The sequence below is a fragment of the Vibrio sp. 10N.286.48.B8 genome (assembly GCF_003050085.1).
Classification (GTDB): Bacteria; Pseudomonadota; Gammaproteobacteria; order Enterobacterales; family Vibrionaceae; genus Vibrio; species Vibrio crassostreae.
The window spans coordinates 114,900-130,883 of the sequence record NZ_PIGD01000005.1; the positions used below are offsets into that span (position 1 = coordinate 114,900).

A 15,984-nucleotide genomic window follows, 5' to 3' on the forward strand; every position below is an offset into this window, starting at 1 on the left:
CTTAATTTGATTGCTACTTAATCTGAGCGCTTAATAGAGCCCAATAAGCATCAAAATTTTCTGTCGGTTGATATTTGAAGTCTGAACGAACAAAGCGATTCAAGCTGCCTTCAACTTGACCGAGCAGCTGAGCCGCTAAAATTTTCTCATCAACCGGGAATGATTTCCCTTCACGAAGTTTTCTTTCACGCAGGATTTGGCGAAGTTGCGTCTCAATGCGTTCGAAAAGTTGGTTGATGCGATCACGCAGGCGTTCATTTTCAAACATTAGAGCATGACCAGACAAGATTCGAGTCAGGCCAGGGTTACGTTCTGAGAAAACTAAGATAAGTTGTAGCACTAGGCGTATGCGCTCTAGCGTGTCTTTCTCTTCATCCAGAATACGGTTGATTCGAGACATCAACGCTTCTTCAATGAACTCGATTAGGCCTTCAAACATACGAGCTTTGCTAGGGAAGTGGCGGTATAACGCAGCCTCAGAAACACCCACTTGCTTGGCCAACTTTACCGTTGTGATACGAGAAGCACCTTCGGTCGATTCCAACATTTGTGCGAGAGCTTGTAGGATTTCTTCACGACGGTTTGATTTTCGAGCACCAGCCATCTATTTACTTCCTTTCCTAAAGATGAGGATTGAGTGAAGAAGGATTATAAACACCAATCAATTCTGTTTCCTAGTTTTGTGAGCCCTAGGTCAACAGAATCGAGAGGTGTCAGCAGATTGTCAGAGCAAATTTGTGCGTTTATGCATCAATAAGCTGTTGGATCTGATCGAGGATCTGGAAACCAAGTGTGTCTTTGCTTTCCAGTGGCAGAGACTTATCGCCGCCTTTCCAATAAAGATGCAGCTCATTGCTAGTGCTATTGAAGCCTTGACCTTCGACAGAAACGTCGTTGGCGCAAATCATGTCGAGGTTCTTTCTTTCCAGTTTGCCGCGCGCGTACTTCTCAACATCTTGAGTTTCAGCTGCGAAGCCGACAGTAAATGGGCGACCTTCAGTCATTGCAGCGACAGAAGCGACGATGTCAGGGTTCTTAACCATTTGAATGGTCATGTCGTCTTTACCGTCGACCTTTTTAAGCTTTTGGTCTGCGATGGTCTCAGGGCGATAATCTGCAACCGCGGCGCAGCTGATGAAAATATCGTGCTGAGCTGCATTGGCACTCACGGCATCAAACATCTGCTGAGCGCTGTCGACATCAATACGATTAACCTTATTTGGTGTCGCGAGTGATACAGGGCCGCTGATTAGAGTTACTGATGCGCCTTGTTTCGCTGCCGCTTCAGCCAGAGCATAGCCCATCTTGCCCGAGCTGTGGTTGGTAATGTAACGCACAGGGTCAATCGCTTCACGAGTCGGTCCTGCAGTAATAAGCACAGAACGGCCAGTAAGCGGCTTAGGTTGGAAGAAGTCTTCACAACGGTGCACAAGCTGCATTGGCTCGAGCATACGCCCCATACCGACATCACCACACGCTTGTTCGCCAGCCGCCGGCCCCCAAATCTCACAGCCACGACGTTTTAGGGTCGTGATGTTCTCTTGAGTCGCAGGGTGGCTGTACATCTGTTGGTTCATTGCTGGAGATACCGCAACTGGCGCATCGGTTGCTAAAACCAAAGTGGTTAGCAAGTCGTTACCCATGCCAGCTGTCATACGAGCAATAAGGTCTGCGGTTGCTGGCGCTAGTAATACCAAGTCAGCCCACTTTGCGAGCTCAATGTGGCCCATGGAAGCCTCAGCAGCAGGATCAAGCAAACTATCAGACACTGGCCTGCCAGAGACGGCTTGCATGGTGAGAGGAGTAATGAACTCCTTGGCTGCATTGGTCATGACGACCTGCACTTGTGCTCCACGCTCAACCAAACGTCGAGTCAGCTCGGCACATTTGTAAGCAGCGATACCACCACTAATACCAAGAAGAATTTTTTTCCCTGCTAGGCCTTGTTGGTCAGCGTTACTCAGTGGATTAACCTGTGTTTGCATGATTCTGTTCCTTAATTTTTCTGCGACTTACGATATCAGAACAAAGGATGAGTGCCTAGAAGCAGAACTCGAACAGAGTTGACGCTCATCAAGTTGGTGTTATCAAACTTATCAATTACACAGTTTTGCTAGTGAGTCGTTTCCTTTTATCTCTATCGAAGGATCTCTGATTACGATCTCATTACGCTGGTGGGTCGTGTTCATGACTAGTGATCAGTTTTTATATGCCAATAGATAAAATACCTGCCGAATCGATGCCGAGAGAAAAGCTATTAAATAGAGGGCCTGATTCTTTGAGTGATGCGGAACTGCTCGCGATATTTCTGCGAACAGGGACACAAGGAATGAACGTGTTGGAGCTCGCAGACAAGTTGATCAAAGACTTTGGCTCGCTCCGTCATCTCTTTTCAGCAACGCAGGAAGAGTTTTGTGCCCATAAAGGGATGGGGCAGGCCAAGTATGTTCAGCTACAAGCTGTATTAGAGATGACGCAGCGTTATCTAGCAGAGACTTTATCTCGTGGGGATGCACTCACTAGCCCAAGTCATACTAAGCTTTATCTTTCGAGCATGTTGCGTGATCGCCAGCGAGAAGCCTTCTATATATTGTTCCTCGATAACCAAAATAGGGTAATAAAGGACGAGGTGATGTTTGAAGGAACCATCGATGCCGCATCGGTTTACCCGCGTGAAGTGGTTAAACGGGCACTTCATCACAATGCGGCGGCATTAATCTTGGCTCATAACCATCCTTCGGGTGTTGCTGAACCCAGCCAAGCGGATAGGCGGATTACACGCCGATTAACCGATGCATTAGCGCTGGTGGACATCCGAGTTCTCGACCATTTTGTCGTTGGAGATGGCGAAGTTGTCTCTTTTGCAGAGCGTGGATGGATTTGAATCACATTTTAGGTTGTTAGTTGCGTTAAATCTGCTATTATTCCGCCCACATTTTTAGACCTAAAATCAGCTCTGATTACTCAAGCAAGCTGCGCTGCACAAAAAAAGATCACGAAATCCGTAAAAAGGATCTGTTCGGGTCTTGAGCAATGCGTGTCAAGTTAGTATAATGCGCGACCTTTGATAGCCTTGTATGGATTTTCCATAACGGTTTTTACCTTCTATTTTAATTGATAGAGAGGTTCGGCCACCAAGGTTGATATCGAGCTGAAACGATTGGAGAAGACATTCATGTCCCGAGTATGCCAAGTAACTGGTAAGCGTCCAGTAACGGGTAACAACCGTTCACACGCACGCAATGCTACTAAGCGCCGTTTTCTGCCGAACCTACAAACTCATCGTTTCTGGGTAGAGAGCGAAAAACGTTTTGTTAAACTACGTCTAACTGCTAAAGGCATGCGTATCATTGATAAGAAAGGCATCGATGCTGTTCTTGTTGATATCCGTGCACGTGGCGAAAACGTTTAAGAGGAATTAAGCAATGGCTAAAGGCATTCGTGAGAAAATTCGTCTAGTATCTTCTGCAGGTACTGGTCACTTCTACACAACTGATAAGAACAAGCGTAACATGCCAGGCAAATTTGAGATCAAAAAGTTTGATCCAGTAGTTCGCCAACACGTTATGTACAAAGAAGCTAAAATCAAGTAATTGATGCTTTTTTTGCTCTTCTTCAGTAGAAGAAAGAATTGAAAAACCCAGTTTAATCGCTGGGTTTTTTTATATCTAAAATTTGAGTAACTCAATTGCTCTTGTTTGATGTAGCGCTTGATATAGCGTCTGATAGATAGAAAACCGCGCAACATAGAAAATATTGCCACTTTCACGATATACTGATTACTCAATAGGTTAGATGAGCAGAATCAGATGAGATATCGTGGACGCCGGTGGAACAACATACTCATGTTCAGTGTGATCGCTTTTATTGGCGTGTTAAACCTTCCAACATTGATCAAAGCGTACCTTATCGAGCCTGAACCGCAGGTTGATAGCCCTTATCCTTATCTCCTGAATCCAAAAGCAGAGCTTCAAGCGTTGCACTTTGCTAAGTGGTCTGTCATTCAACAAGACAATCAATGGGTTTACCAGTTCCAAGGTATGGACTTCCCTCAAGCCACCAATGCACAAGAGCTGTCACAACGTTGGAAAGAGCTTGTGGGCACGGAAGTCGACTCACAGACCTACACAGATCTTACGCCTCGGTTAAAGACACCGCACACCATCGAAGTATGGTATCAAGACCAAGAAGAGCCCCAGCGTATTACCTATTATCAATTGCCTGAGTTCTGGTTGTTAAAAAACTGGAATGATCAGTGGTTGGCGGTGTCTATTGAAGAGAGCTACCTGTTTCCAAGTTTTAGCTCGAAACCTTCATTTAAATCAGACAAGCTATCTATATCAGACAAACCACCTAAATCGGACGACTAGATTATGCCTGAATTACCCGAAGTCGAAGTAAGCCGCATGGGGATCTCGCCTCATTTAGTTGGCGAGACCATTAAAACCCTTACCTTTCGCACGCCTAAGCTGCGTTGGGATATCCCACAAGAGCTCAAAGCATTAGAAGGGCAGGTGATTCGCTCTATCTCGCGTCGTGCTAAATATTTATTAATTGAAACGGATACTGGCACTGCCATTGTTCACCTTGGTATGTCGGGCTCACTGCGCGTGTTAGATGCCGATTTCCCGCCAGCAAAACATGATCACGTGGATCTTAAGCTCACCAACGGCAAAGTACTGCGCTATAACGATCCGCGCCGCTTTGGAGCATGGTTATGGTCGGCGCCTGATGAGATTCATCCTGTGTTACTGGGATCTGGTCCTGAGCCGCTCACTGACGACTTCAACGCCGATTACATAGCCGAGAAGGCAGAGAAACGTAAAGTCGCCGTCAAGCAGTTCATCATGGACAACAAAGTGGTGGTCGGGGTAGGGAACATCTACGCCAATGAAGCACTATTTTCTTCACGTATTAGCCCTTTGCGCCCAGCAAGTAAAGTGACAAAAGAAGAGTGGGTCTTGTTGACCCAAGAGATCAAACAAGTACTCGCTACCGCCATCAAACAAGGCGGTACTACGCTTAAAGATTTCGCTCAAGCAGATGGCAAGCCGGGATATTTCGCTCAAGAGCTACAAGTGTATGGCAAAGCAGGCGAAAAGTGCCCTACTTGTGAAGCTCTTATTCAAGAGTTAAAAATAGGGCAGAGGAACACGTTTTATTGCGAAGAGTGCCAAGTATAAAAAAACTGAACTCGTGTTCACTTTTTTACGCTAGTAGATAGGCAGGCTAATAGCTACAATTACACTAATGATATGAATTGAGAATAGTAGAATGAAATATTTAGTAACTGGCGTTGCCGGGTTTATTGGCTCTGCAGTTTCAGAGCGACTATGTGCGGCTGGACATAAGGTTGTCGGCATTGATAACTTGAATGACTACTATGAAGTCTCTTTGAAACATGATCGCCTAAAGCGCATTGAGCATGAAAACCTGACCTTCATCGAGCTAGATCTTGCTGATAGAGAAGGCATGGCAACACTGTTTGCTGAACAAAAGTTTGACCGTGTTATTCATTTAGCGGCACAAGCGGGCGTTCGTTACTCAATTGATAACCCGATGGCGTATGCCGATAGCAATCTGGTTGGTCACCTAGCTATTTTGGAAGGCTGCCGTCATAACAAGGTTGAACACCTAGTTTACGCTTCATCAAGCTCAGTTTATGGCTTGAACCAGAAAATGCCATTCCACACGGCAGACAGTGTTGATCACCCTATCTCGTTGTATGCTGCGACCAAGAAGTCGAATGAGCTAATGGCGCATACCTATTCTCATTTATACGATGTACCGACAACAGGTCTACGTTTCTTTACGGTTTACGGCCCTTGGAGTCGCCCAGACATGGCGATGTTCAAGTTTGCGAATTTAATCGTAGCGGGTAAAGAGATCGATATTTATAACAACGGCGACATGATGCGTGACTTCACTTATATCGATGATATCGTTGAAGGTATTATTCGTGTGCAAGACCGCATTCCAGAAAAACAGCCAGATTGGACGGTTGAGCAAGGCTCACCAGCAACCAGTTCAGCACCATATCGCGTATTTAACATCGGTCATGGTAGCCCGGTTAAATTAATGGACTACATCGAAGCATTAGAAGGTGCTTTAGGTGTTGAAGCGAAAAAGAACTTCATGCCAATGCAACCAGGTGATGTGTACGCGACTTATGCTGATACGGAAGATCTGTTTGAAGCGGTTGGCTACAAGCCTCAAGTTAAGATCCAAGAAGGAGCGAAAGCTTTCGCGGATTGGTATAAAGCCTATTACTCGCTGTAGTAATTGATAGCTTTTAATTAAAAATAGCGCTCAATGAGCGCTATTTTTGTTTTTTCGGTGTAGATCAAGCGAATTACTTAGCTGTTTTTATTTTGATTTCAGCCGCAACTTTTTGTGGTACAAACTGACTAATGTCCCCACCATGAATAGCCACTTCTCGGACTATTGTCGAAGAAAGAAATGCATACTCTTCTGATGGGGTTAGAAACACACTTTCAAGGCCGGGCAGGAGTTTTCGGTACATACTCGTGAGACCGAATTCGTATTCAAAATCCATGGTCGTTCTGAGGCCGCGTACTAGCACATTAGCTTTCTGTTGTTTGACAAAATCGACCAGTAACCCAGAAAACCCCTCAACAGACACGTTAGGTAAGTGAGACACAGCATCCCGCAACAGCTCTACTCGTTCCTCTAACTTAAACATGGTCTTTTTGCTTGGGCTCGCGGCCACCCCAACGGTGATATGATCAAACATGCTCGCGGCACGGACGATAATATCGAGGTGACCATTGGTTACCGGATCAAAAGTACCAGGGTAGATAACGTGTGTGGTCATATTAGCGGTCCTTGCTTAGTGTTTTTATGGAATTTAAGGCTTTGTCGAGTGTCTGCTTTACCATGTCGAGCGTGATGTCTTTCATTAAATCATTGCCTTTTGCTCGGGTTCCCCATGGAAGGTCTTTAACCGGTTTCCCTTGTTGTGCTTCTACATGTTGTTGATAAACACTGACCACGATATCCAGATCGTTGTAAGGGCCAGTTCTACGGGGATCGCTATGTGCGTACAAGCCGATTACAGGCGTAGACTGTGTTGTTGCCAGGTGTGCTGGGCCTGTATCTGGTGCGATTACCACTGTCGCATGTTTAAGTACGGCAGTGAGCTGCTTGAGGTTGGTTTTGCCAATTAAGTTGATGACAGGAGATTGACATAAGGCTTCGATGTCGCTACCTAGGTTAATTTCTCTTGGTGCCGGAGAACCACATAACACCACTTGCATGCCTTGTTCGACAGCATAATCAGCAATAGCTGCATATCGCTCAGTTAACCAGTTACGCGAATCCTTACTGGCTGCAGGAGAGATAACCAAGGTTGGCTTATCAGCCATAGTGTCGATGGCTAGCTGTTCATCTTCAGGTGTTAAAGGGATATCCCATTGAGGCTTATCGAAGGGGACACCAATGTAGCGAGCAAATTCGGCAAAGTTATCCAACACATGAAACTTATCTGAAATAGGTAGATGGTGGTTGGTAAAGAGTGACTGCATTTCACGAGTACGGTTTTTGCCAAATCCCACTTTGCACTTCGCCTTTATCCCCCAAGATAGCACGCTGGCTCTGAGTGCGGCTTGCATATGCAGAAGTGCATCAAATTTACGATCAGATAGCTGACGCCATAATTCACGCATTCCTTTGAAGCCTTGTTTTTTATCGAAAACAATCACCTCAATACCGGGTAGATCGCCGATCAGCATGGCTTCTATTTTGCCGGTTATCCAAGTAATTTTCGTTTCAGGCCACTGCTTCTGGATGGCTTGAACCACAGAAATAGCATGACAAACATCGCCAATCGCGGAGAGGCGAAGTATGCAAAGAGATTGAGGTGCAGTTGAGAACAGTGACATAAAGTGCCCGAAAAAAGTGAATAACATCAGAATTATGCAGATACTCGCATTAGTTGTAAAATAGCAATGACGAAAAGCGACCCAAAGGCCTCATAGATGGAAACGATTAGCACCAAGAACCAAACAATTTGGTACGACCCTGAACTTCTGGCTCAGGTACCAGAGGGCGATATTGCTCAGATTTTTGAGGCTGAATATTGGCAGCAACAAGACGCCATTTCAGGCAGTGCTCAAGGACGCGGTACCACATGGTTCATTCAGCTTGATGGAATACAGGCCGCATTGCGCCATTATCGCCGTGGCGGATTGTTTGGGAAGCTAGTCGAAGACCAATATCGTTTCTCTGATTGGGAGAGTACTCGCTGCGCTATGGAGCTTAATGTCCTAAAGATATTGGCAAACGCAGGTGTGAATGTACCGAAGCCCATTGCTGCTAGAGCCATTAAAAGCGGACTACTTTATCGAGCGGACTTGATGTCTGAACGAATTCCCAATGCCAGAGATCTAGTTGATGTATTGGTTACTAACCCGATTGATGCGGATATCTATCAAAAAATTGGCCAAGAGATACGCAAAATGCACGATACTGGGGTCAATCACACTGATCTCAATATCCATAATATCCTGCTTGATGATTCGCAAAAGGTGTGGATTATTGACTTTGATAAGTGTGGTCATCAAGCGGGTGATGACTGGAAAGAAGGCAACTTGGATCGCTTAAAGCGCTCGTTCTTAAAAGAAGTGAACAAGCGCCAGATTCAATGGCAAGAGCAGGATTGGGAACCGTTATTGCAAGGTTACCAAGGGTAGTTGCTGTTAGTTAAGAGTGGTGACTAGCTAAGAATGGTCATTAATTAAGAATGTATGCCAAGGTTTTATCCAACGCTCCTCGGTTCTGCTCAACCACTTGATAAGCCGCTAAGCCTTTAGTTTTACGCAGTTCTGATTGTTTGAACAGTTGTTGGAGTTGGCCTGCGATATCTTGGCTATCTTGACAAATAACCACGGCATTGGCTTCCAGTAGCTTGTCGGTGATCTCGCTAAAATTAAAGTAGCTAGGGCCATTCAGTAAGGGTAGCTGTAGAGCTGCTGGTTCTAGAAGATTGTGGCCACCTACCTTATCGCCTACAAGGCTTCCTCCCATAAAACACACATCAGCACCACCGAGTAAGGTCAACATTTCTCCCATCGTATCAGCAATATACACTTCAACATCAGAGGCGATAGGTTGTTGACTTGTTCGAGTGATGGTGTTGAATTCTTGCTGTTTAGCCAGTTCCGTCACTTGGCTGAATCGTTCAGGGTGACGAGGTACAATCATCAATAACGCTCTTGGTTTGTCTTTTAGAAGTTGCTTATGAGCATCTAAAACAATTTCATCTTCACCTTGGTGGGTACTCGCAGCAATCCAGACATCACGATTAAAGCCGACTTGATCCCTCAAAGCTTTACCTTTTTCTACTTGTTCAGAAGAGACTTCAATATCAAACTTGATTGAGCCTGTCACATGCACCGATGCTCTATCTAACCCTAATCGTATAAAACGATCAGCATCACTTGGGTATTGGCAGAGTACTTGAGAAAGGTTTTTCGCTAGAAGGTTAAAGACGGATTGGAATTTAGCATAGCGCTGGCACGAGCGCTCAGATAGGCGAGCGTTGAGTACTGAAATAGGAATCCCAGCTTTCGCGACGCAATGTAACGTGTTTGGCCAAAGCTCTGTTTCCATAATCAACATTTGCTTTGGTTTTACTGATTTAAGGAAGCCTCGTACACACCAAGAAAAATCAATCGGCATGTAGCGATGTTCGACCAAATCACCGAGTTTTTCTATCTGCTCTGCACCCGTGCTGGTTGTGGTGGTAACGATAATGGCTTGGTTTGGATTGCGTCGCTTCAGTTGCTTTATGATCGGTACGGCGGCAATCGATTCACCAACCGATACTGCGTGAATCCAGATAGGATTCTTACCTTGAGTTTGCGGTGTGATCCCGAAATGTTCTTTCCAACGCTGACCAAAACTTGGCTTTCCAGGTTTGCTCTTATAAAGCCCATACAGCAGTAGCGGAGAAGCTAATGACAATATGAGAGTATAGATAAGTCGTATAAGCATAAGAACAGTGACACCAGAAGGCAAAATCAATATTCAGAAGAGTATTTTCTTCAATCTCGAAAGTAAAGAGCGTTATAATTAAATGCTTAGTTGCGCTTTCAAACGGACATGGTGAATTTTATCTCATCGCTTATGCAAACCGATCAAACCTATCGTTTCTTGCTCTACGTCGAGCAAAATTATTCATTTGCTATTCTTCGCCCATTCTATGATTACGCGAAGCAACTCGGCCATGAGGTTAAGTGGTTGCTTGTTGGTGAAGACGCTTCTGAACATCTTTTACTGGATCAAGAGCAGAGCGTCTCTTTAGTTGAAGCTGTCTCCTTTAACCCTTCAGCTGTTTTAGTGCCCGGTGATCGCATTCCTGCGTTTATTCCAGGGTTGAAGGTACAAGTATTTCATGGTTTGAACGAGAGCAAACGTGGGAACTTATACCCTGAACGTGGTCTATTTGATTTGTATTGCACCGAAGGCCATGAAAGAACAAGCTCGCTTGAGCCGCTAGCTAAGCAGCGCGGCTATTTTCAAGTTAAAGAGACCGGGTGGCTGAAGCTCGATAGCTTGTTTAATTATCAAACCAGTGACAAGCATTTTGAAAGACCTCAAATTCTATTCGCTTCCACTTTTTCGCCAAGTTTATCCTGTGCTGAATTGGTTTATGAAGAGCTTAAGCGCCTAAGCAAACTGAGCCAGTGGCAATGGTTAGTCACATTGCATCCTAAAATGAAGCAAGAGACACGAGAAAAATACCAGGCGTTGGAAGGGGACAACCTTCTGTTCTTCGACAATGATCGAGTGATTGAAATGCAGCATCGTGCTGATGTGATGGTATGTGACAACTCATCGATCTTTCAGGAGTTTTTGTTGCTCAATAAGCCGGTTGTTACGGTAAATAACCGAGAGCCTCAAGCGAGCTTCATCAATATTACCCAAGCAGAGCAGTTAGAATCAGCAATTCAACAAGCTATGCTGCCTGATGAAACAAGAGATAAAGCCATTGCTAATTATGGTCCGTCAATAACGCCATATTTGGACGGTCAATCCTCAGCGAGAGTTCTGAGTGCTATTACGGATGTGCTAGAAAGCGGTTGGCAGGATAAAAAACCAAAAAATTGGATTCGTAACTTTAAAATCCGTAAATCATTAAACTATTGGAAATTCTAGGGCTGAATAATGAAAATATTAGTTTGTGCATCGTATCTACATGCTTGGAATAGTATTCGCCCTGAAGCGGAAATATTTGTAGAACTTGTAAATCAAGGGCATAGCGTTACGGTTATGACCCAAGGTGAGTCTGAATACGTAGATCGGCTTCGAACAAACGGTGTGAAGGTCATCGATTGTTATCCTAAAAGAAAGGTTTGTTTTGATACGATCAAGACCATTCGACGAGAATTAAAGAGTGGTGAATATGACATTTGTTATGCTTTTAACTCAAAAACTATTCCGAATGCGGCATTTGCATGTATTGGATTTAAAGTAAAGTTGATCGCCTACAGGGGAACAACGGGCGGCTTGTATCGACATGATCCAAGTGCTTACTTAACTCAACTTCATCCCCGAGTTGATGGCATCGTTTGCGTATCTGAAGCTGTTCGACAGGATGTTATCAAGCGAGTTTGGAAGAACAAAGATAATGTTGTCACCATATATAAGGGGCATCAATTAGAGTGGTATCAAGTCGATCCTACTTCTAGGGAGTCGTTAGAACTGAATCAGACCGATGTTGTTGCGTTTTGCGCTGCGCATGTGCGCCCTAGTAAGGGAATATCTGTTCTCCTCGAGGCGACTAATTATATTACAGTATCCAATTTTCATCTGGTCCTCGCGGGTAGTGGCTATGAGCCCCACTTTGACGAGATGAAAAATAGCCTGATCTCAGATAGAATTCACTATATTGGTCATCGAAAAGACATTCCGTCATTAATGGCCATGGCTGATATTCAGGTACAGCCATCCGTTAGTGGTGAAGGACTGCCTCGTACAATTATTGAAGCGATGGCCAATGGAACAGCATCAGTTGTTACCACTACAGGCGGAGCGCCTGAGCTTGTCGATGATGGACAAACAGGTTTTATTGTTCCCACTGCTGATGCTCAGGCACTAGGTGAAGCTATTAATAAAATTGCTCAGGATAAACAACAATGCTCTGATATGGGGCTTGCTGCTAAAGAGAGGCTAGCACGTCACTTTAGTTCTAAAGTGACAGTGGCTGAACACTTAAAGTATTTTGAACGTTTACTAGGTCATTCAAACTAGCTCAATGAAAAAGGTATATTGATTCAATGAGAACATTATCAGCGTTAATTATTTGTAAGAACGAAGAAGACCGTATTCGACCTTGTTTCGAATCGCTAAAAGGTTTTGCTGATGAAATAATTGTTTATGATTCTGGAAGTACGGATAAGACAGTTGAAATAGCAAGAGAATATACGGATAAAATCTGGGTTACGGAAGATTGGCCTGGTGATGGTTATCAGAAGGCCAGGGCTTTTGAGCAGGCTACGTGCGATTGGGCACTAATTATTGATGCAGATGAGTACTTGGATGAAGATATGAAGTCCGAGATAACACGCCAGTTAAGTGATCCAAATTTAGAAGAAGTAGCTTTCAAGTTACCTTGGGGGAATCTTATCTTAGGCAAACAAATGCGCTTTGGTCGTTCATCCAGAGCCCCTAAACGTCTTTTTAAGCGTGAAGGAGCCTCGATTACTAAAGTTGTAGTACATGCAAATGTAGAAACTGAAGGGAAGGTCTCTACACTGAAAAAGGGTTTTTTGATGCATAACTCGTTACGCGGCTTTGATCATTTGATGGAAAAAAGCCGAGTATACGGTTGGGAAACCACAAAAAAATATTACAGCAAGGGTAAGCCAAGTTTAGGGATTCCTTTCGCTATTGTGCGCTCAGTTTGGACATTTTTCCTAATTTATATTATCCGATTAGGATTTTTAGACGGTAGTCGTGGTCTATTGATGGCAATGAACTTTGCTCAATCGTCATTCAACAAATATGCGGGCCTGTGGTACTTAGAGCAAGAAGCCAAGCTGAAAAACAATAAGCATTTAGATAAGAATTAATAGAGATTTTAGTATGTTAAACAATAAGACAGTATTAATTACAGGTGGCACAGGTTCATTTGGTAAACAGTTCATTAAAACGATTTTAGAGCGCTATCAAGACGTAAAGAAAATCATCATATTTTCTCGTGATGAACTAAAACAGTTTGAAATTAAGCAAAACTATCCTCAAAAAGATTACCCACAATTACGTTTCTTCATCGGTGATGTGCGTGATCGTAACCGTATGATTCAAGCCTGTGAAGGTGTTGATGTAATTATTCATGCTGCGGCAATTAAGCAAGTTGATACAGCAGAATACAATCCGACCGAGTGTATTCGTACTAATATTGATGGGGCTGAAAATGTAATTAATGCAGCACTACAGTGTGGTGTAAAAGATGTAGTAGCACTATCTACGGATAAAGCGTGTGCTCCGATTAACCTATATGGTGCAACTAAGTTAGCTTCTGATAAATTATTTGCAGCAGCTAATAATATTCGTGGCTCTAAAGATATTCGTTTTAGTGTTGTTCGTTACGGCAACGTTATGGGCTCTCGAGGCTCAGTTATTCCGTTCTTTATGCAGAAGAAAGAAGAAGGTGTATTACCAATTACCCATGAAGAGATGACTCGTTTCAATATATCTCTTCAGGATGGTGTCAACATGGTGATGTACGCTATCGAGAACCATATTGGTGGTGAAATTTTTGTACCCAAGATCCCATCTTACAAAATATTAGACATTGCAGAAGCGATTGCGCCTGGTATGCCAACTAAAGTTGTTGGTATTCGTCCTGGTGAAAAGCTTCATGAAGAAATGATTACGGATACTGACTCTCTTAATACGATTGACCTAGGGCGTTATTACGCGATTCTTCCGTCGGTATCTTTTACATACACAGAAGATGAATACATGAATCATCATAAAGCTGAAAAAGTCCCGTTCGGTTTTAAGTACAACTCAGGTACGAATACTGAGTGGGAAACGATTGAAGGTCTACGTGACCTAATCAAAGAACATGTTGATCCTAAATTTACAGTGTGAGTAGAACAGTGATTCCATACGGCAAGCAAGATATCAGTCAGCAAGACATTGATAGTGTAGTTGATGTCCTTAAATCTGATTTTCTAACTCAGGGACCACAAGCTCCTGCGTTTGAAAAAGCGTTAACAGAACATACCGGTGCTCAGTATGCGTTAGCAGTGAATAGCGCAACCTCCGCTCTACATATTGCTTGTCTTGCTTTGGGTTTAGGCAAAGGTGATTGGCTTTGGACATCTCCTATTACTTTTGTTGCGTCTGCAAACTGTGGTCTTTATTGCGGTGCAAAAGTGGATTTTGTCGACATCGACCCAGACACATACAACATGTGCCCTAAACGACTTGAAGAGAAGCTCATCAAAGCAAAAGCTGAAGGTAGGCTGCCAAAAGTCTTAGTGCCAGTACATTTATGCGGACAGCCATGTGATATGGCTGCAATTGGTAAGTTAGCCAAAGAGTACGGTATTAAACTTATTGAAGATGCTTCGCATGCGATTGGTGGTCGATATCAAGAGCAACCGATAGGGAATTGCGAATATTCAGATATCACGGTATTTAGTTTCCACCCAGTAAAAATCGTGACAACTGCCGAAGGTGGCGCCGCTCTTACCAATAGCAAAGAACTGGCTGATAAAATGGCACTGCTGCGTAGCCATGGTATTACGCGTGATCCAGAGTTGATGCGTGGTGATGCTCATGGCGGTTGGTATTACCAACAGATAGACCTTGGGTTTAATTATCGTATGACAGAGTTACAAGCAGCACTGGGTGTGAGCCAAATGAAGCGCTTGAATGAATTTGTCTCTGCTCGCCACGAGTTAGCACAAGGCTATTATATTAAATTAGAGAATTTGCCGGTTGTTCTGCCTTACCAACTTCCCAATACCTACTCAGGGTTGCATTTGTTCGTGATTCGTTTGAAATTAGATGATATTTCACTCAGTCATCAACAGGTTTTTGATGCGTTGCGCGAGCGTGGTATTGGTGTGAATTTGCATTATATTCCAGTACATACTCAGCCGTATTATCAAGACTTAGGTTTCACTGAAGGGGAGTTCCCTGAATCCGAACAGTACTATCGCGAGGCGATTTCTTTGCCGATGTTCCACGGTATGACTGAAGCTCAACAGAATACAGTTGTCGACGTGTTAACTGATATTCTAAAAGGTGCGTAATGAAAATAGCGATTATTCCAGCTCGTGGGGGGAGTAAACGCATCCCGCGAAAAAATATTAAAGATTTTAACGGAAAGCCGATAATTGCGTACTCTATAGAAGCCGCATTGGCATCTGGATGCTTTGATAGGGTCATCGTATCAACGGATGACCCTGAAATTGCTGAAGTCGCAGAGCAGTATGGCGCAGAAGTACCGTTTATGCGTCCAGCAGACGTTTCTGATGATTTTGCCACTACGGCAGACGTTCTGTTGCATGCTATTGATTGGTACGAAGAGCAGTCGCAGTCGATTGAATATCTGTGTTGTATTTACGCAACAGCACCCTTTATCGATGTCAACGACATACGCAATACCTATAAGTTGCTACTAGAATCCCCCTCTGCTGATTACTGCTTCCCTGTTTGTGAGTTTCCATTCCCAATACAAAGAGGCGTAAAGTTGACTCAAGGACAACGTGTTGAGATGTTCCAACCAGAACATTTCAATACTCGATCTCAGGATCTTGAGGTCGGATATCATGATGTAGGGCAATTTTATTGGGGTAAACCAAACGCTTACCGTCAAAAGATCCCTATGTTTTCAGATAAAGCAATTGCATATCCTGTCTCTAGGAAACGAGTTGTTGATCTTGATACCCCTGAGGATTGGGATTTTGCTCTATTACTTTCTCAAGCATTAAAAGGTTAGAT

At 43.8% G+C, this 15,984-nt stretch carries 18 protein-coding genes; 13 read left to right on the forward strand and 5 right to left on the reverse strand.

The window, feature by feature from the left end:
• Positions 1-13: 13 nt before the first annotated feature.
• Together slmA and coaBC are read right to left on the reverse strand one after the other, a co-directional pair.
• Positions 14-604, reverse strand: coding sequence for a nucleoid occlusion factor SlmA (gene slmA / locus CWO08_RS08100; protein ID WP_017063086.1), 591 nt, complete (start codon positions 602-604; stop codon positions 14-16).
• Positions 605-743: 139 nt separating this feature from the next.
• Positions 744-1,985, reverse strand: a complete 1,242-nt coding sequence (gene coaBC / locus CWO08_RS08105; RefSeq protein ID WP_108020211.1) for a bifunctional phosphopantothenoylcysteine decarboxylase/phosphopantothenate--cysteine ligase CoaBC — start codon at positions 1,983-1,985, stop codon at positions 744-746.
• A gap of 224 nt (positions 1,986-2,209) precedes the next feature.
• On the opposite strand from coaBC, the gene radC reads away from it, so the two are divergent.
• From radC to CWO08_RS08135, 6 genes are all read left to right on the forward strand, one after another.
• Positions 2,210-2,884, forward strand: coding sequence for a DNA repair protein RadC (radC, locus tag CWO08_RS08110; protein WP_017071069.1), 675 nt, complete (start codon positions 2,210-2,212; stop codon positions 2,882-2,884).
• A 291-nt stretch (positions 2,885-3,175) separates the two neighbouring features.
• Positions 3,176-3,412 carry a 50S ribosomal protein L28 gene (rpmB, locus tag CWO08_RS08115; RefSeq protein ID WP_004728407.1) on the forward strand — a complete coding sequence of 79 codons (237 nt, stop codon included), beginning with the start codon at positions 3,176-3,178 and terminating at the stop codon, positions 3,410-3,412.
• A 13-nt stretch (positions 3,413-3,425) separates the two neighbouring features.
• Positions 3,426-3,593, forward strand: coding sequence for a 50S ribosomal protein L33 (gene rpmG / locus CWO08_RS08120; RefSeq protein ID WP_002535344.1), 168 nt, complete (start codon positions 3,426-3,428; stop codon positions 3,591-3,593).
• A gap of 216 nt (positions 3,594-3,809) precedes the next feature.
• Positions 3,810-4,370 carry a hypothetical protein gene (locus CWO08_RS08125; RefSeq protein ID WP_108020212.1) on the forward strand — a complete coding sequence of 187 codons (561 nt, stop codon included), beginning with the start codon at positions 3,810-3,812 and terminating at the stop codon, positions 4,368-4,370.
• Positions 4,371-4,373: 3 nt separating this feature from the next.
• A complete protein-coding gene (mutM, locus tag CWO08_RS08130; protein ID WP_108020213.1) occupies positions 4,374-5,183 on the forward strand; it encodes a bifunctional DNA-formamidopyrimidine glycosylase/DNA-(apurinic or apyrimidinic site) lyase in 810 nt (269 codons plus the stop codon).
• Positions 5,184-5,274: 91 nt separating this feature from the next.
• Positions 5,275-6,279, forward strand: a complete 1,005-nt coding sequence (locus CWO08_RS08135; RefSeq protein ID WP_108020214.1) for an NAD-dependent epimerase — start codon at positions 5,275-5,277, stop codon at positions 6,277-6,279.
• Positions 6,280-6,352: 73 nt separating this feature from the next.
• Here the strand turns inward: CWO08_RS08135 and coaD are convergent, their stop codons facing one another.
• Together coaD and CWO08_RS08145 are read right to left on the reverse strand one after the other, a co-directional pair.
• Positions 6,353-6,835, reverse strand: a complete 483-nt coding sequence (gene coaD, locus CWO08_RS08140; protein ID WP_048661322.1) for a pantetheine-phosphate adenylyltransferase — start codon at positions 6,833-6,835, stop codon at positions 6,353-6,355.
• Between the two features lies 1 nt (position 6,836).
• Positions 6,837-7,901: a glycosyltransferase family 9 protein gene (locus CWO08_RS08145; protein WP_108020215.1), complete on the reverse strand. Its 1,065-nt coding sequence runs from the start codon at positions 7,899-7,901 to the stop codon at positions 6,837-6,839.
• A 96-nt stretch (positions 7,902-7,997) separates the two neighbouring features.
• Here CWO08_RS08145 and CWO08_RS08150 point away from each other — a divergent pair, with 96 nt between their 5' ends.
• Positions 7,998-8,711 carry a 3-deoxy-D-manno-octulosonic acid kinase gene (locus CWO08_RS08150; RefSeq protein ID WP_108020216.1) on the forward strand — a complete coding sequence of 238 codons (714 nt, stop codon included), beginning with the start codon at positions 7,998-8,000 and terminating at the stop codon, positions 8,709-8,711.
• Between the two features lie 40 nt (positions 8,712-8,751).
• Here the strand turns inward: CWO08_RS08150 and waaA are convergent, their stop codons facing one another.
• Positions 8,752-10,014 (reverse strand): lipid IV(A) 3-deoxy-D-manno-octulosonic acid transferase, encoded by a 1,263-nt coding sequence (waaA, locus tag CWO08_RS08155; protein WP_108020217.1) that lies wholly within the window; start codon positions 10,012-10,014, stop codon positions 8,752-8,754.
• Positions 10,015-10,146: 132 nt separating this feature from the next.
• On the opposite strand from waaA, the gene CWO08_RS08160 reads away from it, so the two are divergent.
• The 6 genes from CWO08_RS08160 to pseF are packed head-to-tail and all read left to right on the forward strand — an operon-like array spanning position 10,147 to position 15,982.
• On the forward strand, positions 10,147-11,178 hold the full coding sequence (locus CWO08_RS08160; RefSeq protein ID WP_108020218.1) for a UDP-N-acetylglucosamine 2-epimerase: 1,032 nt from the start codon (positions 10,147-10,149) through the stop codon (positions 11,176-11,178).
• A 9-nt stretch (positions 11,179-11,187) separates the two neighbouring features.
• Positions 11,188-12,273 (forward strand): glycosyltransferase family 4 protein, encoded by a 1,086-nt coding sequence (locus CWO08_RS08165; RefSeq protein WP_108020219.1) that lies wholly within the window; start codon positions 11,188-11,190, stop codon positions 12,271-12,273.
• Positions 12,274-12,299: 26 nt separating this feature from the next.
• Entirely contained in the window at positions 12,300-13,094 is a 795-nt protein-coding gene (locus tag CWO08_RS08170; protein WP_108020220.1) for a glycosyltransferase family 2 protein, read from the forward strand.
• A gap of 13 nt (positions 13,095-13,107) precedes the next feature.
• Positions 13,108-14,121, forward strand: coding sequence for a UDP-N-acetylglucosamine 4,6-dehydratase (inverting) (gene pseB, locus CWO08_RS08175; protein ID WP_050619734.1), 1,014 nt, complete (start codon positions 13,108-13,110; stop codon positions 14,119-14,121).
• The gene (gene pseC, locus CWO08_RS08180; protein ID WP_108020221.1) at positions 14,118-15,293 is read left to right on the forward strand and encodes a UDP-4-amino-4,6-dideoxy-N-acetyl-beta-L-altrosamine transaminase; all 1,176 of its coding nucleotides are present in this window, start codon (positions 14,118-14,120) and stop codon (positions 15,291-15,293) included. Before pseB ends, pseC begins: the two co-directional genes overlap by 4 nt.
• Positions 15,293-15,982, forward strand: a complete 690-nt coding sequence (pseF, locus tag CWO08_RS08185; protein WP_108020222.1) for a pseudaminic acid cytidylyltransferase — start codon at positions 15,293-15,295, stop codon at positions 15,980-15,982. The genes pseC and pseF overlap by 1 nt, the downstream gene beginning before the upstream one ends.
• The last annotated feature ends 2 nt before the right edge of the window (positions 15,983-15,984 follow it).

Excerpts from the sequence above, each read along its gene's own strand:
- slmA (WP_017063086.1), bottom strand. The coding sequence starts at position 604 with ATGGCTGGTGCTCGAAAATCAAACCGTCGTGAAGAAATCCTACAAGCT.
- coaBC (WP_108020211.1), bottom strand. The coding sequence starts at position 1,985 with ATGCAAACACAGGTTAATCCACTGAGTAACGCTGACCAACAAGGCCTA.
- radC (WP_017071069.1), top strand. The coding sequence starts at position 2,210 with ATGCCAATAGATAAAATACCTGCCGAATCGATGCCGAGAGAAAAGCTA.
- rpmB (WP_004728407.1), top strand. The coding sequence starts at position 3,176 with ATGTCCCGAGTATGCCAAGTAACTGGTAAGCGTCCAGTAACGGGTAAC.
- rpmG (WP_002535344.1), top strand. The coding sequence starts at position 3,426 with ATGGCTAAAGGCATTCGTGAGAAAATTCGTCTAGTATCTTCTGCAGGT.
- CWO08_RS08125 (WP_108020212.1), top strand. The coding sequence starts at position 3,810 with ATGAGATATCGTGGACGCCGGTGGAACAACATACTCATGTTCAGTGTG.
- mutM (WP_108020213.1), top strand. The coding sequence starts at position 4,374 with ATGCCTGAATTACCCGAAGTCGAAGTAAGCCGCATGGGGATCTCGCCT.
- CWO08_RS08135 (WP_108020214.1), top strand. The coding sequence starts at position 5,275 with ATGAAATATTTAGTAACTGGCGTTGCCGGGTTTATTGGCTCTGCAGTT.
- coaD (WP_048661322.1), bottom strand. The coding sequence starts at position 6,835 with ATGACCACACACGTTATCTACCCTGGTACTTTTGATCCGGTAACCAAT.
- CWO08_RS08145 (WP_108020215.1), bottom strand. The coding sequence starts at position 7,901 with ATGTCACTGTTCTCAACTGCACCTCAATCTCTTTGCATACTTCGCCTC.
- CWO08_RS08150 (WP_108020216.1), top strand. The coding sequence starts at position 7,998 with ATGGAAACGATTAGCACCAAGAACCAAACAATTTGGTACGACCCTGAA.
- waaA (WP_108020217.1), bottom strand. The coding sequence starts at position 10,014 with ATGCTTATACGACTTATCTATACTCTCATATTGTCATTAGCTTCTCCG.
- CWO08_RS08160 (WP_108020218.1), top strand. The coding sequence starts at position 10,147 with ATGCAAACCGATCAAACCTATCGTTTCTTGCTCTACGTCGAGCAAAAT.
- CWO08_RS08165 (WP_108020219.1), top strand. The coding sequence starts at position 11,188 with ATGAAAATATTAGTTTGTGCATCGTATCTACATGCTTGGAATAGTATT.
- CWO08_RS08170 (WP_108020220.1), top strand. The coding sequence starts at position 12,300 with ATGAGAACATTATCAGCGTTAATTATTTGTAAGAACGAAGAAGACCGT.
- pseB (WP_050619734.1), top strand. The coding sequence starts at position 13,108 with ATGTTAAACAATAAGACAGTATTAATTACAGGTGGCACAGGTTCATTT.
- pseF (WP_108020222.1), top strand. The coding sequence starts at position 15,293 with ATGAAAATAGCGATTATTCCAGCTCGTGGGGGGAGTAAACGCATCCCG.